This is a genomic window from Rhodoferax ferrireducens T118 (assembly GCF_000013605.1).
Classification (GTDB): Bacteria; Pseudomonadota; Gammaproteobacteria; order Burkholderiales; family Burkholderiaceae_C; genus Rhodoferax; species Rhodoferax ferrireducens.
On sequence record NC_007908.1, the window covers coordinates 2,480,802 to 2,504,959 of the forward strand.

Sequence of the window (24,158 nt, forward strand, 5' to 3'; positions counted from 1 at the left end):
GCGCCGCCTATCGCCACCACCAATGGGTATCGGGCTCCGGGTTGCCCGGAGGTAGGTTCGGGTTGCTTAGGCGAATCACCAGGCGTTTTTCCTTGGCCAGGGCGGCGATTTCCTTGGCGTGGTAGGTCTCGAACAACTTGCGAAAGGAACCATCGACCAATGCCAGCGTCAGACCATGTTCAATACGCCGTGCCAGTGCTTTGTTGTCTTTTTTGACCCAAAAATAAACCGGAAAGGGGAAGAACAGCGCTTTGGTTTTCTCCACTGCCAGTTGGGGGTAGTTGACCTTGCGTTCTTCCAGTTCGCGCGAAGCCTCATTGAGACCGCGTGGAAATGCATCAAAACGTTTTGCCGCCAGCATACCGAACAGGTTTTCATAGCTGGTCGATGTCTCGACCGTGAAGCCGTTGGCTCGCATCACGGGCACATCGGCCCACTGGCTGTTCAGCCCGAAGGTGAGCTGCTGTCGCATAGCTTGCTCATCCAGGTTGGCAATACGTTGCTGGTCTATGGCGCGGATCACAAAAATGCGAAACCCCACAATGCCGCGCAAGATGTCGATCTTGACGGGAGCCATCTGCGACTCGCGCTCCACATTGGTACCAAGGGCAATCACGTCGATTGCCCCCGCCTGCAGTAGCTGCACCCCGCGATTTTGCGTAATGTCTTCTGTGTAGGGATTTAGCTGCGTGGCTGCTGATCCGTCCTGCGTGTGCGCAAGGGCCAGTTCCAGCAGCTTCCAGCGGTATTCATAAATAAGCCCGGCCGGGAAATAGGTCAGCGGCGTGCTGGCCGCCATCACCAGCGTGGTTAGAGTGAGCAGATGTGCGCAAACCAACGCAAGCACCAAAGAATACAGCATACGCCAGGTGCACAATCCGCTTGTAGTTACCCGCCGAGCTGGCGCGTCAATAGACAAGCCCTGAAGCTGAAACTGCGCCCTGATTTGCATCGTGAACACCTTCCCACATAATTTCACGGACATTTGAACAGAATCCGCCTTGAAATTCTCAATCAAATGGGCTTTGCTGACTTGTCGCAATCAAATACCCAAGATTATTGGCTCGTCATCAAGCCGCAGGTTGCATTGGCGCTTGAGGACGTGGCTGAGTCGCGGTCGGACTGGTAGAGTGATTTAGATGCTTGCCCTGCCCCTGTTGGACATGCCTCTTCTTAACTCAAATACGCTGCTTTCAGTACCTGTGCCGCGTGCCAGCTTTTCTCAAACTGCATCGGGCTGACACAGCCCAACGTCGGGTGAATCTTGCGATGGACTGCAAATCCAATGTCAGCTTCTTGATCCGTCAGGTGGAAATTGAACGTCTGCTTCAATCAAGCGTAAGCACCCGCTATGGGCACTTTGTTCGCGGCCACGACCGGCAGTTGTGCGGCAACCTGATTTGATGAATCCCCGAGCGTCAACTTTCGGGCGAGCGCTTTAAGGTGCACGCAGGCTCTTGCCGACCAGGAGCAGAAGTTGGCGAGTGTCTGGTTTGGAGCAGCGAATTCTTCTAGCGCCAGGAAAATCATAACCGTCCAATCTTCGCCGACTTCTTCGTGGCCATTCCCGGTTCAGCCAACGCTTGGTTCCGGGCATATAACATCGCTGAAAGCCAAAATTAAAGAAAGATCAGTTTATGGGTTTTCGCGTATTACTCGTCGGCGGCACGGGGCAAGTTGGATCGGCCCTAGTGCGGGCCTTGCTGGCTTCCAGCGCCTGTAACGAAGTGGTGATGGTGAACCGCAGGGCGGTCGTTCTCAACGAACACAAGCGTCTGCGCCAAGTGATTCTGGATACCGGCGCTGCCAATTTTGAAAGTGAAATCAAAAAGCTTGCAGCTTCCTGCCTCGCGCAGGGGGATCCCTTGTATGGCGCGTCGTGCATTGGCATCGGCAAAGGGAGTCAGAAATGGAGCGAAGAAGACATCAAAAAGTTGGAAATCGGTCTGGTCGGCGCATTTGCACGCGGTTGCCTTGTGGGGGGCGTCGAACGATTCGGACTTCTTTCCGCTGCCGGCAGTAGTGCGAAGAGCAGGATTCGCTATGCCCGAATCATGGGGCAAAAAGAAGACACAGTGCGGAAAATAGGATTCAAGCGGCTGGCAATTTTCCGCCCCGGCATCATCGCCGGCAATGTACACACGCCCGGAGTGCTGGCCTGGCTTGGACGGCTCATTCCAGGTTCCTTTGGGACGATTGATCAGGACGATATCGGCCGGGCTTTTGTCGGTGAATTTCTGCACGGCAGCAATGGCACGGCGATTCTGGAAAATGCGGCCATGAGGGAGCGCTCGCGTGGCCTTTGATCTGATCTGCATGCCGTTAATTTAAGGTTTGGCAACACCTATAATGTGGCCCAAGGCCTCGTCCGCCTGAGCTTCGAGTGGCTCATACCAGACACTTCTCCCGTTTCGCTTCTTTCTCGTTGCCAACCCCATGCGAATTCGCCCGGGGCATGGGCCAAGTAATCGCTCGAATGGTCCATGCTGAACCAGGAGAATTTCCATGCCTATTGGTATCACCGACCTCGCCCATTCCATCCGCAAGAACAGCGCTGCCAGCGCCGTTCCCATTCCGACCCAATATGCGCTTTGTGCCAATCAGAGACGTTGAGCAACAGAGCGTTTTGGCACTGCATACGGTACGCCAAGGCTTTGTGAAAGCTCGCACGGCTCAGGCCAACCAGATTCGCGGCCTGCTCTCAGAATTTGGACTGATCATCCCTCAGGGAATTTGGTACATCCAGTCAGGAGTGCCAGAACTCATTGAAGATGCCAGCAACGAATTGCCAGGATCCTTTCGGTTGCTCATCCAGCGCTTGCTCGATCATTTCAAGATACTGGACACTCGAGTCGATGAACTGGAATCACAGATCGTGAAGTGGCATCGCCAGAGTTCTGCCAGCAGCAACCTGGCCCAGGTCCCCGGCATTGGCCCAATCACCGCCAGCGCATTGGTGGCGTCGCTTGGGGATACCAAAAACTTTGACAGTGGACGTCAGGTAGCGGCGTGGATGGGACTTGTTCCGCGGCAGCATTCCAGTGGAGGAAAGCAAAACCTGTTGGGCATCAGCAAGCGGGGGAACTCATACCTGCGCAGTCTTCTGATTCATGGGGCGCGCTCAGTCATTTACAACGGCAAAGATAAGACTGATTCAACATGCAGATGGATCAATGAAATCGTGAGTCGACGAAATAACAATGTGGCAGCCGTGGCGCTCGCCAATAAGAATGCCCGCATAGTGTGGTCGTTGCTGACACATGATCGAGAGTTCCGACCTGACTACACCCGTGAGGCTGTGGGCGTGTAGTCAGGTCGGCAGGAAAAGTAAGACAGTGAGAACAGACAGGGGGACTGAACTAACGGTTGCTCAAGCAATCATGAAGTGATGGCACGACAGGTAAGACCGTGGTTGGAAAATCCCGGGATCGTCAGGGCAAACCGAAGTGCGACAAAGCTATTGAGGATCCAACCAGCGAATCCCATCAGGGACCGTGATTAAAAGTCACACCAAGAGTCCGAATGTACTGGTGCAATCTTTTCCTTTGAGTCAGAACGAATTGAAAGCTTGGCATACCGGGGGCGTCCATGTACTGACATTGGCGCCAGCAACCCAACTGCCGCAATGACCTGATATGCAATGGTCTGCTTGAACCTGCCGGTATGGGCTATTTCAGCAAGCCCTTCAGCCTCGGTAGTGCGTTTCTTGGTGCTGCCCGCGTTACTTTTATCGATGTTGAATTATTAGCGTGTGGTGACCTGCAAAGCCAAATTAAATTGACTAGCAAAACCGGTACGGGGACAGCGCGAATTCGCTGTCCCCGTCCGTAAGACCCAGAAACTTACACGATCTTGTTGGAACGACGCCAGATGCCCATGGACTCGGCTTCCTTGATCAATTGTTCCCTGAAATCGGGATGCGAAATGTTGATCAAGGCCTCGGCCCGCTGCCAGGTCGATTTGGCCTTCATCTGCGCGTATCCGAATTCGGTCACAACATAGTGCACGATCGAACGCGGGCAAGTGACGATCGTTCCGGCTGAGAGCGACGGCACGATTCGCGAGCCAATCGTGCCGTCCTTCTTCTTGAAAGTCGAGTTGATGCAGATCAGACCCTTTCCACCCTCGGATTTGTAGGCCCCCAGGATGAAGTCGAGCTGGCCTCCGGTCCCGGATATCTGGCGCGTCCCGGCGGCCTCGCTGGCGACCTGAGTGAAGAGGTCGATCTCGATGGCGTTGTTGATCGCGACCACCTTGGGATTCTGGCCAATGACGCCGGGATCGTTGGTATAGGACGCCGGGAAGATCGCTGCAACCGGGTTGTTGTCGAGGAAGTCATAGAGCTTCTGCGATCCCATGGCGAAGGTATAGACCATTTTGCCGCGGTCGATGGATTTGCGCATGCCAGTGATGCGACCGGCCTCGTACATATCGACATAAGAGTCGGCCAGCATCTCGGTGTGCACTCCAAGGTCCTTCAAGCCGCTGTGCGCGATCATCGAGCCAACGATATTGGGAAGCGCGCCGATGCCGAGCTGGATCGTTGAGCCGTCTTCAAGCAGTTCCATGACGTGGCCGGCGATCATACGGTCGGCGTCGCTCGCCTGGCTTTCGGGCAGCTGCAGCAACAGGCTGTTGGGGCCTTCGACGACCATGTCCACCTGCGAGATGTGGATCGCTTCGTCGAGACCGCCCAGGCATCGGGGCGCCTTCGTGTTGACCTCGACGACGACCATCTTGGCCCTGCGGCAGTAGGCCGGTGTCATCGAGCAACTGGTCGAGAAGTTGAAGAAACCCTGTGCATCCATCGGCGTTACCTGCACGACGGCGACATCGGGCTGCTCGTACAGCATAACGTTCTGCGGGCCCTGGTGGTAGCTGAACGGGATGTAGCTGGCCAGGCCCTGCTCGCCATACTTGCGGCCCAGACCGGAAAAATGCCAGTCGTTCCAGATGAACGATTCCCTGCCTGGATCGGCCTCGATGCACCTCAGGGGTTTGGCGCGGGTCGTGGTGATCAGGATTACATCCCTGAGATCGTTTTTCCTCAAAGCAAGGGCGACGTCCACGGCTTCCACGTTCTGGGCGAACTCACCCATGAAGAGCGAGTCCCCCGACTTGACCAAGGCTGCGGCCTGGTCGGCGGAGCCGAGCTTTTGTCGGTATTGTTCCTTATGACGTGTTGTCATGGCCGTGCCTCTCGATCTGAAGATACGTTGAAATTGGAATGTCGCTGTCAGTCACCTGGCTCGGTGCAGCGACTGCGCACGTGCGTTTCTGGTGATACGCCTACTGATCTGTCGCACTGATTTCTCGCATTGGCCTGGATTTCAAAACAGCTCAATCGCCATTCGGTTGGTTGTGTTCCCGCCCAAGCAGATGCTTTGCGCCAAGCCGGTGGCCTGGGTCAGCACAGATTCAGCATAAAAGCGTGCCGTGATCAGCTTGGCGACGAAGAACGCGGGGTCGCTTTCCAATTTATCCTGGGCCACCAGCATGGCCCGGGCCATTTGCCAGCCGCACAAGACAACGCCTACCAATTTGAGGTAGTTCACGGCACCGGCGTACACAGTCTTGGGCTGGCTCTTGCCATTCGCAACGATGAACTCAACGGCATCTTCCATGGCCAGCCGGCCTTGCTTGAGCGCGTTCAGCATCGCCATGCAGTCGTCGTTGCCGCGCGCGGACAGGTCCTGTTCGGTGAGGGCGATCTGGGCGCACAGGGCCTTGGCCACGGCACCCTTGTCGCGCAGGGTTTTTCGGCCCACGATGTCGTTGGCCTGGATGGCGGTGGTGCCTTCGTAGATGGTCAGAATGCGGGCGTCGCGGAAGTGTTGGGCGGCACCCGTCTCTTCGATGTAGCCCATGCCGCCATGAACTTGTACGCCCAGGCTCGTCATCTCGACCGACATTTCAGTGGCGAAACCTTTGACCACGGGCACTAGGTATTCATAAACGGCTTGGTTGTTTTTGCGGGTGAGCTCGTCAGCGGCGTGGTGAGCGGCATCGCTGGCGGCAGCCGCCACGTAGGCCAGGGCTCGCGTGCCCTCGACGTGGGCACGCATGGTCAGCAGCATGCGCTTGACATCGGGGTGATTGATGATCGAGACCGGGCCGTCAGAGCCGGCCAGATCGCGGCTTTGGGCACGATCATGGGCGAAGCGAACGGCCTTTTGATAGGCACGATCGGCAACCGCAATACCCTGCATGCCCACCGCAAAGCGGGCCGCATTCATCATGATGAACATGTACTCTAGGCCACGGTTTTCCTGACCCACAACATAGCCCACCGCACCACCTTGGTCGCCAAACTGCAATACCGCCGTCGGGCTCGCCTTGATCCCGAGTTTGTGCTCAATCGACACACATGCAACATCATTGCGCGCGCCCAGGGCACCATCGTCGCCAACCATCAGCTTGGGCACCAGAAACAGCGATATGCCCTTCACACCCTCGGGCGCCCCGGGCACCCGGGCCAGCACCAGATGGATGATGTTTTCAGCCATATCGTGTTCACCGTAGGTGATAAAGATCTTGGTGCCGAACACCTTGTAACTGCCGTCCGCCTGCGGCTGAGCGGTGGAGCGCACCGCTGCCAGGTCGGAGCCGGCCTGCGGCTCGGTCAGGTTCATGGTGCCGGTCCACTGGCCGCTGATGAGCTTGCCGACAAACTTGCGTTTGAGTTCATCGCTGCCGGCCACCAGCAGTGCCTCAATGGCACCGTCGGTGAGCATCGGACACAGGGCAAACGACAGGCTGGCCGCGTGCAGCATCTCGATGCAGGGCGTGGCTATCAGTTTGGGAAAACCCTGGCCCCCAAACTCGGTCGGGTGAATCACGCCTTGCCATCCACCCTGCGTAAACTGAGCGTAGGCTTCCTTGAATCCAGGCGCGGTCGTGACAGCGCCGTCTTTGAAGGAACTCGGATCTTTGTCGCCGCCGACGTTCAAGGGTGCAACCACGCCTGCGCAGAACTTGGCAGACTCTTGCATGACGGCCTGGGCGGTATCGAGGTCGTAGTCCTCAAAACCCGGCAGGGCACTGACGCTGGACAAGCCAGCGAGTTCCTGCATCGCAAACAACATATCTTGGAGGGGGGCTTGGTAGTTCATAAGGTGCTTTCTGGAGGTTGTGTCAATTTATTTCTTGCAGGTACAGTGACGTGCTCGACCATGGTTAAAGGGAGTCACATCCCCGCGTAATTGGGTCCACCGCCCCCTTCGGGCGTGACCCAGACGATGTTCTGCGTCGGATCCTTGATGTCGCAGGTCTTGCAGTGCACGCAGTTGGAGGCGTTGATCTGCAGTCGGTCGGTGCCGTCATCGTTCTTGACAAACTCATAAACCCCGGCCGGGCAGTAGCGCGCCTCGGGGCCGGCAAACTTGGCCAGGTTGATGGCAACCGGCACCGACGCGTCTTTGAGTGTCAAGTGCGCGGGCTGATTTTCTTCATGGTTGACGTTGCCGATGAAGACACTGCTCAAGCGGTCAAAGGTGAGCTTGCCGTCGGGCTTGGGGTAAACAATGGGCTGGCACTCGGCGGCGGGCTTGAGGTAGGCATGGTCGGGCTTGTCACGGTGAATGGTCCAGGGCATGTTGCCCCCCAGTCCGAACTGCTCGAAACCATTCATCAGGGTGCTGATGCGCAAGCCATACTTGAACCAGGCCTTGAAGTTGCGCGATTTGTTGAGCTCGGTATAGACCCAACTGTTCTCAAACGCCTCGGGATAGGCGCTCAGTTCGTCATGCTGGCGTCCGGCCGTGACGGCCTCAAACGCCGCCTCGGCTGCCAGCATGCCGGTCTTGATGGCCGTGTGGCTGCCCTTGATGCGGCTCACGTTCAGGAAGCCCGCTTCGCAACCCACCAGGGCGCCGCCCGGGAACACGGTCTTGGGCAGTGCCAGCAAACCGCCGGCGGTGATGGTGCGCGCACCATAGGCCAGCCGCTTGGCGGTGACTTCGCCCTTGTCGTTCTCAAAATACCAGCGCACATTGGGATGGGTTTTCCAGCGCTGGAACTCCTCGAACGGGCTTAAGAATGGGTTTTGGTAGTTCAGCCCGGTGATGAAGCCCAAGGCGATCTTGTTGTCCCCCATGTGGTACATGAAGGAGCCGCCGTAGGTGCTGTTGTCCAGCGGCCAGCCTGCGGTGTGCATGGCAAACCCAGGCTGGTGGCGCGAGGGGTCCACCTCCCAAACCTCCTTGATGCCCAAACCATAACTTTGCGGATCACAGCCCTCGTCAAGCTTGTACTTGGCAATCAGCTGGCGCCCCAGATGACCGCGCGAGCCTTCGGCAAAAATGGTGTATTTCGCCAACAGCTCCATGCCGATCTGGAAATTCTCGCCCGGCTCGCCCTCCTTGTTCACGCCCATGTTGCCGGTGGCGACCCCCCTGACAGCACCTTGTTCGGTGTAAAGCACTTCAGCGGCGGCAAAGCCGGGGAATATTTCCACACCCATGTTTTCGGCCTGGGTCGCCAGCCAGCGCGTCAGCTCGCCCAGACTGATGATGTAGTTGCCGTGGTTATGGCTGCATTTGGGCAGCAGAAAATTGGGGGTGCGATAGCCTGACGTTTCACTGAGGAACATCATGGCGTCATCGGTCACCGGCTGGTTCAGGGGCGCGCCCATGGCCTTCCAGTCGGGGAACAGTTCATTCATGGCGATGGGATCCATGATGGCGCCCGAGAGGATGTGGGCGCCGGGCTCGGCGCCTTTTTCCAGCACCACCACCGACAGCTCCTGGCCTTTTTCAGTAGCCAGCTGCTTGAGGCGGATGGCGGTGGACAGGCCGGCAACGCCGCCTCCAACAACAACGACGTCGTATTCCATCGCTTCACGGGGGCCAAACTGGGCCAAGATTTCCTGGTTTGTCATACTATTTCTCGGGCCGTAAATTTCATCAAGATCCGGTCTAACTGAACAGGACCAAGGTTTTGGGTGCCCCATCAATGTCTTGCACAGATAGCGCCTCTTGCTCCCGAACAGGATGTGTTGACAGCGCTATTCTTGGTAGTGTTTGAACATTGACAGTTGATCTATCGCGGCGCCAAGTGGCTCGACGCAAGCCGACAGTGTTCAACCAGTCACACCTGAATAATGCCATCGGACTGTTTCAGGAATTCGGTGCAAATGTATCGAATGTTTGCAGTGTATTTGCGCCAATTTTTGGCACAAAAAAGCCATTAAACGGTGCTCGCTCAGCCCTCAGTCCAGACAAGGCTGAGCGCTGTCGTCGTTCAGGACCTGAACAAGTTCAATAGTCGGGCGCCAGTGTTGTAGCCATGCTTGGCCGTTGGCAAGAATGGCAGTCGGGGGACGTTGGATCGCCTACAACCACTTGACCTCAACCGCCAGCAAGTAGCCCGCGCCGTAGACAGTGCGTATGGTTTTGGGGTGTTCAGGGTCCGATTCAAGCTTGCGACGCAGCCGCGAAACCCGAACATCGACGCTCCGATCCAGGGCCGAGAGATCGCGGTCACCACACAACTGCTCGCGGTCCAGGATCCGGTTTGGACGCTTCAAGAACAGCAGCAGCATGTGCGATTCACCGGAGCTCAGCGTCCACTGCTGCCCACTCGGCGCGGTCAGTGTGTTGGAGTCGACCAGGAAACGCCAGCCGGAAAATTCCGCAATCTGGGAACGTTCGGGTGCTTGCGCACTGTTGGACTTGTCATGACGACGCAAGATGCTGCGCACGCGCGCCACCAATTCGCGCGGCTCAAACGGTTTGACGATATAGTCATCGGCGCCCAACTCAAGGCCCATGACCCGGTCGCTCAAATAGCCCCGCCCGGTCAGCACCATCACCCCGCAGGCGAATCGCGCTTGCAGTTCACGTACCACGTCCAGGCCATCCGCATCGGGCAAGCCCAGATCCACGATGCACAGATCAGGGACACGCCACAGCAAGAGGTTGCGCAGGGCGGCCGCGCTTGCGCATTCATAGGTCTCGAAACCAAACTCCCGCAAGGTGCCACTCACCAGACGGCACAGGTCGGGATCATCGTCCAGGATATAGATGCAGCGCTGCCCGATGGGCGCAGGGGACAGGGTGGCGTTCATGACATCAAACCATCAAGGGCCCGTTGCAGTTCGACGGCGGTGAATGGCTTCTTCAACAGCGGTGGACCGATCGCATTCTCGGGCGACATGGCGTAGCCGCTGATCAACAAGGTCTTCACATTCGGTGCACTCAGGCTCGCCTCACAGCATAGCGTGCGTCCATCCATGCTGCCGGGCATCACCATGTCGGAGATCAGTATGCCCACGGATGGAACGGTCGACAATAGATCCAGGGCATCAGCCGCATGGTCCGCTTCGATTACCGGGTAGCCCAGATCGACGAGTTGTAGCCGGATGACACGGCGCACGTCGGGGTCGTCCTCCACCAGCAAGACCAGGGGGTGCTCCGCGCCGCGTTGACCCGAGCCATACTGCGCGCCCATCGGCGCGTCAAGCTCGAGCTTGTCACAGACATACGGCAGCACCAGCGTGACAGTGCAGCCTTCGCCTAATGCGCTTTGAATGCGAATACCGCCACCAGATTGTTTGGCAAATCCATAGACCATGGACAAGCCCAAACCACTTCCCAAACCAAAGCGTTTGGTGGTGAAGAACGGATCCGAGGCGCGGGCCTGCGTGGCGGCATCCATGCCGGCGCCGGTGTCGGAAACACTCAAAGCTACGTAGCAGCCCGGTGCAACGTCGAAATCAGCCACGTGCGCCAGGTCCAACTGCATGCGCTGCGCCTGAATCACCAGTTGCCCACCATCGGGCATGGCGTCACGCGAATTGAGCGCGAGGTTGAGCAGTGCGTTTTCAAGCTGCTGCGCATCGGTCATCGCGAACAAGGGCTCATCCATGGGAATGCTGGTCACGCTGATATGCGCCGGCAGCGTGCGCTTGAGCAGGATCATGGTGTCGGCCACCAGGTCTTCAATATTGACGGACCTCGGCGCCAGCGGCTGCTTTGATGCGAACGCCAGCAGGCGCTTGATCAACGCCGCACCCCGGCGCGACGCCTTCAGCGCCGGCACCACAAATTCGCAAATATCCGGATCGTTGGGGTAGCGCTCATGCAGGGTCAGCAGATTGCCGATCACGACCGTCAGCAAATTATTAAAGTCGTGCGCAAGCCCGCCTGTCAACTGTCCCACCGCCTCCATCTTTTGTGCATGAACTAGAGCCGACTGCGCATTCTTGAGATCGGTGATGTTGACTGAGAGAACAAAACAGCCGATCACGCGACCCTCGGCGTCCATTTCCGGGACCAATTCGCTGCGCGCATAGAACACCTGCCCACCCGGGCGGCGCATGGCGTACTCATAGCTCACCTGCTGCCCTCTCAGTGCCAGGTGCAAATACGTCGAGACACTGGCGTAAACCTCGTCTCCAACCACGTCATGAATCGAACGGCCCACCATTTCCTCCTTGGTGAACCCAAACCAGTCGGAATAGCCTTTGTTGGTGTAGCTGTAGATTTCCTGTTGGTCAAAGTAGCCAATCAGCGCGGGCACCGTATCTGTGATCAAGCGCAAATTCTCTTCACTGCAGCGCAAGGCGGTGGTGATGCGCTGCGCGGCCGCATCCGCCTCGGTCAGGCGCTGCTGGGCTGCCGTCAATTGGGCGGTGCGCTGGATGACGCGATCCTCCAACTCTGCGTTGTCCTGCTGGATCTGTTGCTCAAGACGTCGGCTGGCGGTCATGTCGGTGTAAAGCGTCACAAAGCCGTTGTCGGGCAAGGGGTCGCCACGTACCGCCAGAATCCGGCCGTCCGGCCGGACACGCTCGGTGTAGTGCGAGACAAAACGACTTGCCAACCGCACGCGCTCGGCAATCAGTTCCTGCACATCGCCCGGCCCGTATTCGCCGCGTTCGGCGTTGTAGCGTATGAACGACTCAAAGGTCGCGCCGACATACGCCATGTCTTCGGGAAAATCCAGCAACCGCAAAAAGGCCCTGTTCCACGCCACCAGTTGCAGGTTGCCATCAATAACCGTCAAGCCCTGGTCAATTCGATCCAGCCCGGCCTGAAGAAACTCCTGTTGGCGGTCGGCTGGTGATGTCTTGCTGGGAGGTTCAGATGGCATGTGGTTTAAATGCAGGTGTCGTTTCGATTCTAGGGCGTTGATCGAGCACCGACACGCGGCAACGAATCAGTACCGATAAACGCCCTGGCCAGTCTTTCGACCCAGACGACCGGCCGCCACCATTTCCTTAAGCAACGGACAGGCGCGGTATTTGCTGTCGCCAAATTCGCTCAGGTACACCTCCATCACGGCCAGACAGACATCCAGACCCACCATGTCGGCCAGCGCCAGTGGACCGATCGGCTGGTTGCAGCCAAGCTTCATGCCGGCGTCAATATCTTCTGGAGTCGCCAGGCCTTCTGCCATTACGAAAAAAGCTTCATTAATCATCGGCACCAGAATGCGATTGACGACAAAGCCCGGCGCATTCTTTACGGTGATCGGTGTTTTGCCCAGGGCTTTTGCCATCGCGTGCACTGCGTCGTGCGTCGCATCGCTGGTCTGCAAGCCGCGAATGATTTCCACCAGCGCCATCATCGGAACCGGGTTGAAGAAGTGCATGCCAATAAAACGATCGGCGCGGCTGGTGGCCGCGGCCAGCTTGGTGATCGAAATGGACGAGGTGTTAGTGGCGACAATCACGTCGGGCGCCAGCATGGCGTCCACCTGCTTAAGAATCCTGAGCTTGAGATCGTAATTTTCGGTGGCCGCCTCGATCACCAGTTGGGCTGACTTCAGTTCGTCATAGCTTGTGCTGCCCTTGATGCGCGCCAGTGTCGCATCGCGCTCGACAGCCGTGATCTTTTCCTTCTTGAGAAGGCGCTCCAAGCTGCCTGCCACGGTGGCAACACCCTTGGCAACGGCAGCCTCGGAGATATCGACCATGATGACCCTGATGCCAGACACCGCACAAGCCTGTGCAATGCCGTTACCCATGGTGCCAGCGCCGATGATGCCAACAGTATCTATTTCCATTTTGAAAAACTCCAATAAGACAAAGGATCAACACGCGACGGCCGGCTTCGCACCGGCGCGTTTGCGCAACGGGCGCAATCAGATGCGTTCGAAAATCACCGCAATACCCTGGCCACCGCCGATGCACATGGTGGCCAGTGCATACTTGCCGCTGGTGCGTTGCAGCTCGTACACCGCTTTGGTCGCAATGAAGGCGCCGGAGCAGCCCACGGGGTGACCCAGCGCGATGGCGCCGCCGTTCGGGTTGGTCTTGACAGGGTCGAGCCCGAGCCCCTTGTTGACTGCAATCGCCTGCGCCGCAAAAGCTTCATTGGCTTCGATGACATCCATCTGATCGAGTGTCAACCCTGCTTTTTTGAGAGCCAATTTGGTGGCTGGGATTGGGCCTTCTCCCATGAGTTCGTTCGGTACCCCGGCAATGGCATAAGAGACGATACGGGCAATTGGCTTTTGACCCGCTTTGGCGGCCACGTCGGCAGCGGCCAGCACGAAGAAGGCTGCACCATCGTTGATGCCCGAGGCATTTCCAGCGGTGACGGTGCCGTCTTTTTTGAAGGCCGGTTTCATTTTGGCCAGCGATTCCAGGGTGGTGTTGGCCTTGCCGTGTTCGTCGGTGTCAAACACGACTTCACCTTTGCGCGTTTGCTGAACAATGGGAACGATCTGGGATTTGAAACGACCTTCTGCAATCGCCACTGCCGCACGGCGCTGTGATTCGCAGGCAAAGGCATCCTGGTCCTCACGGCTGATGTTCCACTTGGTAGCGAGGTTTTCAGCGGTAAGGCCCATGTGGCCCACACCAAACGGATCGGTCAGAACAGCGACCATCATATCGATCGCCTTGGTGTCGCCCATGCGCGCACCGGCGCGCAATGCCGGCATCATGTAGCTGCCCCGCGACATGACCTCGACACCGCCACCAATGCCGTAATCAAAATCACCCAGCATGATGTTTTGTGCTGCCGTCACAATGCCTTGCAGGCCGGACGAACACAGACGGCTGACTTGCATGGCGATCGAGTCCATCGGTAGACCGGCCTGGATGGAGGCGACGCGAGAGACGTAGGCGTACCGCGAATCGGTCGGAATGCAGTTGCCAACCACTGCATTGCCGATTTGTTTGGGGTCGACGCCAGAGCGGGCAATGGCTTCTTTCATCACGATGCCAGCCAGTTCAGACGGCTCCATGGTGGCCAGGGATCCGCCGAATGCGCCTATGGCGGAACGGGCTGCGCTTAAAACTACTACGTCTTTGATCATCGAGAAACTCCTAGGATAAAAACAAATCGTCTGTCAGGTTGCTGGAACTCAGCAAGGGATCATCGTAAACCCCTCGCCTGACCCACGTTCACACCGCATGAACGCCACTGGCATCCAAAGATCACACGGCTTTGTGCACGCCCAGTGGCATGACGGGGTGACCATAAAGTTCGTTCAGAATCTGCGCCAGTCCGCCGTACATGGCCGATGCACCGCAGAAGATGCCTTCGAAGCCTGCCAGACGAATCACTTCTTCATTGCCCGTTGCCTTGCCATATGCCAGCATAAAAAACAGACGTGCTGTACGCATATGGAAAAGCACGCAACGAAACGCGTCTGGATATGGACCCGAGCAGTCAAAAGGCGACCATTCACAGCGGAATAATGCCATCCGACTGTTTCAAAAATTCGGGCCAAATGTATCGAATGTTTGCAGAGCAATTTCGTCCGGATGTGACGCTCCAAGTTTGAAAAATGGGAATGATCGGGCAACCGATCTGCCAATGTGGCCAGACTGCTGAGTGGTATATTTTCGGGTGTCACTAGCAATCATCGTCACCTCCTTGGCCTTATGAAAATATTTTCACAAGACCAAACTACACCGAAAATCGGGCGTAGGCTTTGTACAGTGCAAACGAAACAATCCCTTTGCAGCCGACAGAGACCACTGGGCTGCACCCGCTGCGTTGGAGCCGGACCGCTAAGCAAATTGACTCCTAAAGCTGCGCGACCGCTTCGGTTTTCAACACAATGTGCGCGGACGTCAGGTCATCATTCTCCTCGACGACTCTTTGGGGCAGGATGCGGGACATATGAAAGACTGCGGGCTGGTCTCAAATACCTGAAAATTGAACCGCCAGATAGCTGCCACTGGTGAGCGGCAGCAATGTGTCTCTTGGAGTCACCAGACTAAGAAATGCCGATTTCCCCGGCCACTGACTTCAACAGGCTGAATCCGGTAGTACAACTCTACGATTTGCCTGCTTCAGACCGGTCACTGAAGCGGCCTGAGCAACCCGTGGCGGTTAAACGGGGCGAGTGCTAATTGTTTGGCCGTATCTCGTTAATCAGTCTTGCAACCGAACCGAACAAGGGTCTGCACGACCAATATCTAGGGAAAGGCGCTGCAAGGGCTGAATTGAAAGGTCGCCCGTGAAATCCTGCTGCTTGCAAACTACCGACTTGCTATGCCAACTGGTTGCGAGTTGTTTCAGAGCATTCTCGAGCAAAAGATGAAAAACAAGGGTAAACACTAGTTGCAAATAAAACCAGAAACTGTAAGAAATCAATTTTATGTCGGTTCGGGAGCACAATCGGCCACTTCTGCAATCAAAATATGCAAGGATGTGCCACATGAATATAGAAATGACTTGGGAAAACGGCGGGCTCTTGAAACGAATGTCGGGAGCTTTGTCAGAAGAAGAATTTCTCCTATCATCAGAACAGGTATTGGCTGACCCACGATTTAAAGACATCCGATTTGTCATCAACGACTTGCTGCAGGTCACAGGGAATGATTTCTCGCGCGGCATGCTGCCTTACTTGGCTGCTATTCAATATGGTTCGAAGGCAACACACTCACGTTGTCGAGTGATCTTTGTATCGCGTGATGAAACGATCTTGGCGCTAATCAAAGACACGCTGGTAACGAGAGATCTGGATCACTTTGAGGTTGCTACCGCGTCTTCTGTCGAAGCTGCTAGAGACTGGATCAAGAAGCAACCTGTGCTTAACTAAGACCAACTCATTCGAGCCATATTGGTCTGACTTTCAACGACGGTTTTTGGTCGTCTCCGATGACACGGTCTGAGTCCAAAGTCCGGGTAACATGCGACAGACCTTGCTTGGCGCACCACTATGGACAGCCGAGCAGGGTGGGTAACCTGACATCGACAAACGACTATTGATTGCCCCTTAAGGCTATGCTGAACAAGTACCGTCAAAACGGCATCTTGTGCTGTTGACGGCGCGAAGTCGAAAAGATCGACGAAAAATCACGTCCATTGGGTGCCCCTTGGGGCCTTTGCATGGGCCATTTGGCCCGCTTTGCGCCCTCATGGACGCACCTGTGCCCTCAGCCGTTGACGGCTGAGATAAATGTTGGTCAGCGCAAGTGCGGTGAATGCCCGAGTTGCATTCTTCTGCAGGCCCCGGTAGCGCACCTTGCCAAATCCCCACAGGCGCTTGACCACGCCAAAGACATGCTCTACCCGTGCCCGAATCCGCGACTTGTTGCGGTTCCTGGATTTGAGCGTTTCGTTCACTACACCGTTGCGACGGGTGCGCTGATTGGTGAAGTCGCGCACGTTGGGCGCTGCACTGTGGATCAAGTCCTTCTGGCTGGCGTAGGCCGAGTCGCCATAGACGCGCTGCTCGTTGCCATGCAACAGGTCTGGCAGCGGGTGTTTGTCGAGCACGTTGGCCGATGTGACCACGGCGCTGTGGGCCAGTCCGGTTTGGCTGTCCACACCGATGTGCAGCTTCATGCCGAAGTACCACTGCTGGCCCTTGCGGGTTTGGTGCATATCCGGGTCACGCGCCTTGCCTGCGTTCTTGGTGGAGCTCGGAGCTCCAATGATGGTGGCATCCACAATAGTGCCGGTGTTGACCTTGAAGCCTTTGCTTTGCAACACAGCGCCCACCTGCGCGAACAAGGCCTCACCGAGCTGGTTGTCATGCAGGAGTTTGCGAAACTTCAGCATCGTTGTGGCATCGGGCACTGGCTCACGCCCCAGATCAATGCCCACGAAGCGGCGCAGACTGACGCTATCGTACAAAGCCTCCTCGCAGGATAGATCGGCCAGGTTGAACCAGTGCTGGATGAAGTGGATGCGCAGCATGCGCTCCAATCCAATGGGTGGGCGTCCGTTGCCGGCCTTAGGGTAGAAGGGCTCGATCACTTCGCACAGCGCAACCCAAGGAACGATTGCCTCCATGGTCTTCAAGAATTCGTCGCGCCGCGTGGGCTTGCGATAGTTCTCAAAGGACTGGTCGGCGGCCATGGCAAGGGTCTGCTGTTTCAGCATTACGTAACGTTTCAACCCTCAGGTTCGTGGACCTTAATCAGCATTGCCCTAGGTATGGCCTCCGATCCGTGGTATTTACAGGAAATCGGTGTTGCGATTGATGACGATAGGAGTTTCCACGAAAGTTATTGATTAGGATTTGTCTTCGAGGCCCGCCGGCGCGAGGCCGGCGAACTTCACATCCCACCAGTGCGGCATCTTGCCAAGTGCTTCGGTTTGTTCTTTGCGCAGTACGGCGTTCCTGACTAGCGAACCGCCGACAAACCTGAAGGGTTCGGGCGGGAATTTCCGACTGGATCGGTTGACCAAGGCGCATCCAGACCATTCGTTGCGCAAACCAAGCGCCAAGGCGGACAGTATTTTTCCGCCGATGCGGCTGGGAGCCACACCGTTGCCGCTCCAGCCGACGCCGTAGCTGATGTGGCCGGCATCCCTCAGGGTTCCGAACACCGGCAGACTGTCATAGGTCCGGTCGATCGGGCCAGCCCATTGGTCGTCGATCTTCACGTCCCGCAGCATGGGAAAGGAGCGCCGGAAATCAGCCAGCGTGAGCGCTGTCGCCTCTGGAGACTGGCTGAAGCATTCGCCAATCACGCTCTGATACTGGATGACGCCTGTGCCCTTGCCGTAGACGATTCGTCCGTCGCGCGTGGTCCTGTAATAGCCCACCATGAGCTGAGAGTCGGTGATGGATTCGCCGCCCGTCCAGCCGATCTCTCGAAGCCGTTCCGGCACGGGCTCAGTGGCGATGATAGTGCTGTTGACGGGTGTGATGAGTTGCCCTAGCTCCGGTATGGCGGCGGCCCAGGCATTGTTTGCCAGCACAACGGCCTGAGCCTGAACCTCGCCGTGAGCGGTCATGAGGATCGACGGTGCGTTGGTCGACAACGAGACGACCGCCGTGTTCTCGTAGATTTCCACACCGCGTTGGAGGGCAACCTTGCGCAGCCCGCGCGCCAGAAACGCAGGCTGAACGGTCGCATTGCTCTGCTCGTAGACACCGGCCAGGTGCACCCTGGATCCCGTGCGACGGGAAACATCTTCATCAGAGAGGTTCTGGAACGGTCTTTTCCCAATCTTCGCGCACGCATGGAGCGTATCGCGCCAGGCATCTCGCTGGAATTCGGAGGTGGCCGTCCACAGCCATCCCCCCTGAACGAAATGAGCGTCGATGCCGTTGTCCTGGCAGAACTGCCCCAATTCAGAAATCGCCTGCTCGGATGCAACGGCCAGGCGGATGGCCTCGTCCTTGTCGGCGATACCCATCAAGGTAGAAATCTTCGGCCACCACGACATGGCGAATCCGCCATTGCGCCCTGAAGCGCCGCCCCCGCAAATGTCCCGCTCCAGCACGACCACACGTGCCTCGGGGTGTTCCGCCTTGATGGTCAGGGCCGTCCACAACCCGACATAGCCGCCGCCAATGATAGCCACGTCGGCGAATTTTTTCCCGTTGAGCGGGCGGGTGGAGGGCTCCAGCGGCTCGGCCTCCTTCATCCAGTGACTTTGAGACAGTCGGCTCAGATTTTGGGGGCGGTCGAGCTCGATTAGGTTCTTTCTTGGGAACACAGCATCACTCCAGTGGTAGCCCATGAACGCGGGGCATTGCATAATATCTATATGTTTTCTGTAGATAATACAAACGCAAATTAATAGAGGAGTAGGTGTTTTCCTGCTTGTCATGAGCTACCAAATCAAGTAACAGGTATCACGGCAGGCAGTAATACACGTGCTAACGGATGTTGTGTGGACCTTCCGTGGTGCTGATGAAATCAGCCAATCGAGGAAAGTTCATGCGTTTCAGTCTCGCTGAAGCACAGAAGGAATAGCACATGCAGAATATTGGAATTGGTGATGTGTCGCAAGTCACCGGAATTAACGTGTCGACATTGCGCCTGTGGGAGCAGCATGGTCTGATCAGTCCAGAACGTTCGGCTTCAGGTCATCGCATCTATCGGGATAGCGATATTTCAGCTATCCGAGCCATCCACAGACTTCGGAAAGTGGATGGATTGAACATGTCTGCCATCAAGCAGACGCTCGCGGCTTCCGCGCCTCAGCCGAGTCACCTGACATCGCCCTTAAGCGAGCAGCAGGAAAAGACAAGGCAGTTGGGCGTAAGGTTTCGGATTGCCAGGCAAAAGCAGAACCTCTCACTGGATCAGGCCAGCAAGTTATCCGGACTGCCAATATCCTTTATTTCTACATTTGAGCGTACGGGTCAGGGTGCAACCGTAACCAGCCTGCAGCGACTTGCCGCAAGCTACAACACGTCGGTGACGAAGCTGACTGCACCAGAGGGGCATGGCGAAAAAGCCGCATCTTGCGTCGTCAGGAACAACGAGGCTCGCGTAGCACCGTATTTCACGTCAGGCATTACGGTGAATCAGTTGGCCGAAAACCTCGAGTCCCTCGATTGTCAGAAATGGACTCTGCAGCCGGGCGCTGGTAGCGACGGGGCGTATTCCCACGAGGGCGAAGAGTTCATCCACATCCTGCAGGGAGTTTTGACCATCACCATTGATGGAGGAGAACAGATCAGTCTAGGAGAGGGCGACAGCATTTCGTTCAGCAGTCAGTCGGCCCACGCCTGGCGCGCCGTAGGCGACATACCGACAATGTTGTTATGGATCAATACACCCAAGAGCTTCTGAAGAACTATCGTTGGTTGTCGGTGTCCGCGGAGACTTGGGCGTCAGTGAGATCGCGGTAGCTGGTAACTGGTACTTGGTTGTCGGCAAGCTATGCCAAGTTTGATGACGATAACGCTACTGGGGCTAATCCCACGCAAAAGCGCGAAGGTTTTGGCGTGGCTGCCAAGTACGTGCTTTCCAAACCACATTCCTCTACGGCGGCTTCAGCCTCAATACAGCGTCACAAGTGGTTACTGGCTCGACGACTGGCGACTGGGAGAAAAATATTGTCGGATTGGATGTGAACCACAAGTTCTGATTTGACACTGGCCTGACCAGAAGTGAGTCGATCTCCAATCCCCTGCCAAGTCAACTTAGCAGGGGATTATCACTTGGCAGGTACTCATTCCATTTCCAAATCATTTGTGTCTACCCTACGCCGACCAGATCCTGCACATCAGCATGAGCGTAGGCGTGGGCGTGAGCCTGTACGCTGCCCTGCGGTCAACCGAGTCTCCGCTGCCGGCGTCAGCAATGTGGATTGACCTCCGCCAAACGGGCGGCAGCTTTATGGAAGGCTGAGGCGTCAACTGGGCCCGTCGTTCCAAGGACATCGAATGGGACGTTCAATCTCGGGTATCGGGCGGGCAGTTCACGAAAGCCATCGTCAGGAATGGGCACGTAGTTCGCGTCTACGGCAGGCCGCTGTCCGTCACCACGACTTGGTGAATTTGCGAACGTCAAGTTTCAGGCAAGCAGTTTGATGTCGCCTCTGACTTGTGGCGACCAGGAGCGGGTGCTCCCGGATGGCAGCTTTCGGGTGGCGAAAAACCCTCACAGTCGAGGTTCCCTGAAGCGGTCGCTCAATTGGCGGCAACCTAACCACATTGTTGACATTGGCGACGGGAAAATTTGAGACAGGTCTGCAGCGGAAGCCGACCACCATGAACGGCAGGGTCCTGGAAGTCCAATGGTCGCCCGCCACCACAGAACCGTGTCGCACAATGCTTGCCTACCCAAAATCAAGAGGCCGCCATGACCGACTCCACCACACTTTCCCGCCGTGCACCCCGCCGCTTTTGGGGCTGGGGCCAGGCCGATGCCTCGCTGGATACGCGCGAGCAGGCCACGGTAAAGACCATGGTCGAGCAATTGGAGGTGCCTTATGTCGAGCGGGCGGTGCCGCAGGTGCACGAGTTTAGGCTGCCCTCGCCGCGCGTTGCTGCGCCCAAGGCACTGGTCTCGGTGTTTTCAGCCACACCACTGGACCGGCTCAACCACTGCGTTGGCAAGAGCTATGCAGACCTGGCGCGCATGTGGCTGCGCGCTCCACCCACGCCACCCGACTGGGTGGCATTTCCCGATGACGAGCAGGCGGTGGTGGACATTCTGGACTGGGCGCAGGCTCACAACGTGGCAGTCATTCCCTACGGGGGCGGCAGCAGCGTGTGCGGTGGTGTGGAGGCGGCGGTGTGGAGGCGGCGGTGGGCGACAGCTATGCCGGGGTAGTGTCGCTGGACCTGGAGCGCCTGAACCGGGTGCTGGAGGTAGACCCCATCAGTCGCGCGGCCCGCATTCAGGCTGGCGCGCTGGGGCCACAACTGCAAACCCAGCTCAAACCGCACGGGCTCGCGCTGCGCCACTTTCCTCAGAGCTTTGAGTTCTCCACGCTGGGTGGCTGGATCGTCACGCGGGCCGGGGGCCATTACGCCACGCAGCACACCCATATCGATGATTTTGTTGAGTCCACGCGGTTGGTCACCCCTAACGGCATTCTGCAAACACGGCGTCTGCCGGGCTCGGGTGCCGGGCCTGCACCAGATCGGTGGGTGCTGGGGTCTGAGGGCACGCTGGGCGTGCTGACCGAGGCCTGGGTGCGTCTGCAAGAGCCGCCGTGCTTTCGTGTATCGGCCTCGGTCAGCTTTACGGACTACTTTGCGGGCGCACGTTGTGTGCGGGCATTGGCGCAGTCGGGGTTGAACCCGACGAACTGCCGTTTGCTGGACCCGATGGAGACCGTGTTTTCTGGCGTGGGCGATGGCCGTTTCGCCATTTTGGTGCTGGGCTTTGAGTCGTCCGACCACCCGCTGCAGGCATGGATGGAGCGTGCTTTGGATCTAGTGCGTGACCATGGCGGCACGTTTGACGCGGATGCCGTGGCCCGCTCGCTGGCCGCTCAAGGCGGGGACGAGCACCGCAGCGGTGCCGCCGGGGCCTGGCGAGACGCTTTTCTGCGCATGCCCTATTGGCGCGACCCGGCCGTTGGGCTGGGGCTGATCATGGATACCTTCGAGACCGCCATCACCTGGGATCGGTTTGAGGCGTTTTACGCCAGTGTCAAGGCCGACGTGGGAGCGGCGATCGAGCGCGCCACGGGGCAAGAGGCGCTGCTGTCGTGCCGTCTGACCCATGTGTACCCGGACGGACCGGCACCGTATTTCACGCTGGCCGCGCGCGGCGCCGCCGATGGCAGTGTGGCCAGCGCCTTGGCGGCCTGGCGCGACATCAAGCAGGCGGCCAATGCCGCAGTCATTGCGCACGGCGGCACCATTACCCACCACCATGCCGTCGGGCGTGACCACCGTAGCGGCTATGAGCGCGAAGTGCCCGCCCTGTTTCGCCAGATGCTGGCGGCGGCCAAACAAGTGGCCGACCCGCAGGGCATCATGAACCCCGGTGTTTTACTGGATCCGTTGGCCCGGCAGGTGGGGCACAGCGGGATACTGGCATCGTCATTTTTTGGGTCTGATTTCAAGGTCGCAGCGCCCTGCAAAACACCGACGTGAATGTCAAGAACCCCAGTGACATCCCTGCCCATCACGGTGGATTCAACCTCTATTGGATGCAGTTTGCAGTCACAGCGCTTTACCTGTTGCTGAATCATCTGTGCCATCAATTCAGTTGAACGTCAGCAGTGTGGAAGAACGTTTACCGGCTAAGCAGCGGAAGCTTGTTTATCTACGGAGTAAAAATGAGATGTTTTTATTCTTCTAACGTCCGTCTCAGTTGTGTTTAAACCTGTTGATTGTGTTTAAACCTGTTGATTTTGAAGGCATTTTCCCTCTCGCAACGGACTTCGTCCGCGGTATTCAGCAGGGCGTTCGTGTCCCAGCGAGTGTCCAAGACGCCATTCGAATCTGTCGAACGGTCAACTGGTTTCGCGCTCTTCAATTAAGAGCAGGTCTTACCTCGGCGTATGCGATGCAAAGGACATTCGACAGGGAAACATTCGTCCGCCGACCGGGAAGACCCACGTTCCATAGCCATAAGTGGGGTGCATATCGGACTGGTCGGCACATGCCGTAAGCTTCACTGATCGAGCAGGTCAATCAGCATATGCCCGGCTCTGCCCGAGAATTCCATCGGGTCCTGTGGACAGCGCTCGATATGGACAAACCTATTGGAAGACGGGCCAATGCTCTCTTGGGACAGTTGGAACTTGGCATCCAGCGGGCCATTTTTGCCTCCATTTCGTCCGCTGGTTCTAAATCAAGTTGGCGAGAACCCTCGAACGGGCGGCTAGTAGACTCCCTCGCTGGCAAGGCCTGCTTGGATTCGCTGGCTGCGGTCACGATATTTACAAGAACAGCGATAGAGCAGGATAACTAAAGGTTAGCGTTTTTCTGGGCCCGTGAAACTTACTACACACTGATCAAGCTTGGACTTGAAATGTACAGACGGGGCATCGGCTATGACATCGTGAATCTGTATAGAAACTTCATATTTAGCAAAATACGCTGGCATGGATGTCAGTTTCACGATAGCAAATTTGATATCGTGAAAGCAGGTGCCTGGATTGCAACTTTGCCTTACGAGACACCAGGGACGAGGGATAGACGCCTCAGTTGGGAGCAGCGGGTTGAGTTAATGTCGCTTCTGCTGAAAGGCAGATTTGGATGGGATGTTTTTTTGCCATGAGACCGCAGTGGATTCCGGTTGACTGGAACGCTGACGCGGATGCCCGTCTTGGGTTTGTCAGGGCACAACGATTGCGGCATTGGGGATGGCAGTCTGTCACGGGCCAAGCATCCCCCTCCGACTGGCCACCTATGGACGTCTTTATGAAATCATGAAGTGCTGATCTGAATGGCGATTTGTCTACTATTTATGAATATCAGACGAGAAATCTATAAATTAGTTGTCATTAATGTGATCTAATTCTGAGTAAATGCTGCCAGTGGCTCTATATAAATCAACAAGTTAGAGCACATATGCAGTCCACTAATTATGC

At 57.0% G+C, this 24,158-nt stretch carries 16 protein-coding genes and 1 pseudogene; 6 read left to right on the forward strand and 11 right to left on the reverse strand.

Going from position 1 to position 24,158, the window contains the following annotated elements:
- Positions 1 to 7 precede the first annotated feature (7 nt).
- Positions 8 to 1,018 (reverse strand): substrate-binding periplasmic protein, encoded by a 1,011-nt coding sequence (locus RFER_RS11435; protein WP_244095711.1) that lies wholly within the window; start codon positions 1,016 to 1,018, stop codon positions 8 to 10.
- Positions 1,019 to 1,637: 619 nt separating this feature from the next.
- Between RFER_RS11435 and RFER_RS11440 the strand changes: the two genes are divergently transcribed.
- Both RFER_RS11440 and RFER_RS11445 read left to right on the forward strand, forming a co-directional pair.
- Entirely contained in the window at positions 1,638 to 2,306 is a 669-nt protein-coding gene (locus tag RFER_RS11440; RefSeq protein ID WP_011464555.1) for a hypothetical protein, read from the forward strand.
- A 269-nt stretch (positions 2,307 to 2,575) separates the two neighbouring features.
- Positions 2,576 to 3,310, forward strand: a pseudogene (locus RFER_RS11445) (IS110 family transposase); the annotation flags it as partial.
- A 532-nt stretch (positions 3,311 to 3,842) separates the two neighbouring features.
- Here the strand turns inward: RFER_RS11445 and RFER_RS11450 are convergent.
- The 8 genes from RFER_RS11450 to RFER_RS11485 all read right to left on the reverse strand — a co-directional run bounded on the left by RFER_RS11450 (position 3,843) and on the right by RFER_RS11485 (position 14,578).
- Positions 3,843 to 5,189: an acetyl-CoA hydrolase/transferase family protein gene (locus tag RFER_RS11450; protein WP_011464557.1), complete on the reverse strand. Its 1,347-nt coding sequence runs from the start codon at positions 5,187 to 5,189 to the stop codon at positions 3,843 to 3,845.
- A 141-nt stretch (positions 5,190 to 5,330) separates the two neighbouring features.
- Positions 5,331 to 7,112 carry an acyl-CoA dehydrogenase gene (locus RFER_RS11455; RefSeq protein WP_011464558.1) on the reverse strand — a complete coding sequence of 594 codons (1,782 nt, stop codon included), beginning with the start codon at positions 7,110 to 7,112 and terminating at the stop codon, positions 5,331 to 5,333.
- A gap of 74 nt (positions 7,113 to 7,186) precedes the next feature.
- On the reverse strand, positions 7,187 to 8,878 hold the full coding sequence (locus RFER_RS11460) for an electron transfer flavoprotein-ubiquinone oxidoreductase (RefSeq protein ID WP_041790599.1): 1,692 nt from the start codon (positions 8,876 to 8,878) through the stop codon (positions 7,187 to 7,189).
- A gap of 453 nt (positions 8,879 to 9,331) precedes the next feature.
- Entirely contained in the window at positions 9,332 to 10,066 is a 735-nt protein-coding gene (locus RFER_RS11465) for a response regulator (protein WP_011464560.1), read from the reverse strand.
- The gene (locus tag RFER_RS11470; protein ID WP_011464561.1) at positions 10,063 to 12,093 is read right to left on the reverse strand and encodes a PAS-domain containing protein; all 2,031 of its coding nucleotides are present in this window, start codon (positions 12,091 to 12,093) and stop codon (positions 10,063 to 10,065) included. Before RFER_RS11470 ends, RFER_RS11465 begins: the two co-directional genes overlap by 4 nt.
- Positions 12,094 to 12,159: 66 nt before the next feature.
- A complete protein-coding gene (locus tag RFER_RS11475; RefSeq protein ID WP_011464562.1) occupies positions 12,160 to 13,008 on the reverse strand; it encodes a 3-hydroxybutyryl-CoA dehydrogenase in 849 nt (282 codons plus the stop codon).
- Positions 13,009 to 13,086: 78 nt separating this feature from the next.
- A complete protein-coding gene (locus RFER_RS11480; protein ID WP_011464563.1) occupies positions 13,087 to 14,268 on the reverse strand; it encodes an acetyl-CoA C-acyltransferase family protein in 1,182 nt (393 codons plus the stop codon).
- Positions 14,269 to 14,389: 121 nt separating this feature from the next.
- On the reverse strand, positions 14,390 to 14,578 hold the full coding sequence (locus tag RFER_RS11485) for an acetate uptake transporter (protein ID WP_041790602.1): 189 nt from the start codon (positions 14,576 to 14,578) through the stop codon (positions 14,390 to 14,392).
- A 1,043-nt stretch (positions 14,579 to 15,621) separates the two neighbouring features.
- Here RFER_RS11485 and RFER_RS11490 point away from each other — a divergent pair.
- The gene (locus tag RFER_RS11490) at positions 15,622 to 16,005 is read left to right on the forward strand and encodes a hypothetical protein (RefSeq protein WP_041790605.1); all 384 of its coding nucleotides are present in this window, start codon (positions 15,622 to 15,624) and stop codon (positions 16,003 to 16,005) included.
- A 317-nt stretch (positions 16,006 to 16,322) separates the two neighbouring features.
- On the opposite strand, the gene RFER_RS11495 is transcribed toward RFER_RS11490, so the two are convergent.
- Positions 16,323 to 17,291 carry an IS5 family transposase gene (locus tag RFER_RS11495; protein WP_041792051.1) on the reverse strand — a complete coding sequence of 323 codons (969 nt, stop codon included), beginning with the start codon at positions 17,289 to 17,291 and terminating at the stop codon, positions 16,323 to 16,325.
- 135 nt (positions 17,292 to 17,426) lie between these two features.
- Positions 17,427 to 18,887 carry an FAD-dependent oxidoreductase gene (locus RFER_RS11500; protein WP_011464566.1) on the reverse strand — a complete coding sequence of 487 codons (1,461 nt, stop codon included), beginning with the start codon at positions 18,885 to 18,887 and terminating at the stop codon, positions 17,427 to 17,429.
- Positions 18,888 to 19,126: 239 nt separating this feature from the next.
- Here RFER_RS11500 and RFER_RS11505 point away from each other — a divergent pair, with 239 nt between their 5' ends.
- From RFER_RS11505 to RFER_RS24900, 3 genes are all read left to right on the forward strand, one after another.
- On the forward strand, positions 19,127 to 19,948 hold the full coding sequence (locus RFER_RS11505) for a MerR family transcriptional regulator (RefSeq protein WP_011464567.1): 822 nt from the start codon (positions 19,127 to 19,129) through the stop codon (positions 19,946 to 19,948).
- Between the two features lie 1,014 nt (positions 19,949 to 20,962).
- Positions 20,963 to 21,436, forward strand: coding sequence for an FAD-binding protein (locus RFER_RS24895; RefSeq protein ID WP_279587667.1), 474 nt, complete (start codon positions 20,963 to 20,965; stop codon positions 21,434 to 21,436).
- Positions 21,376 to 22,713 (forward strand): FAD-binding oxidoreductase, encoded by a 1,338-nt coding sequence (locus tag RFER_RS24900; RefSeq protein ID WP_279587668.1) that lies wholly within the window; start codon positions 21,376 to 21,378, stop codon positions 22,711 to 22,713. Before RFER_RS24895 ends, RFER_RS24900 begins: the two co-directional genes overlap by 61 nt.
- The last annotated feature ends 1,445 nt before the right edge of the window (positions 22,714 to 24,158 follow it).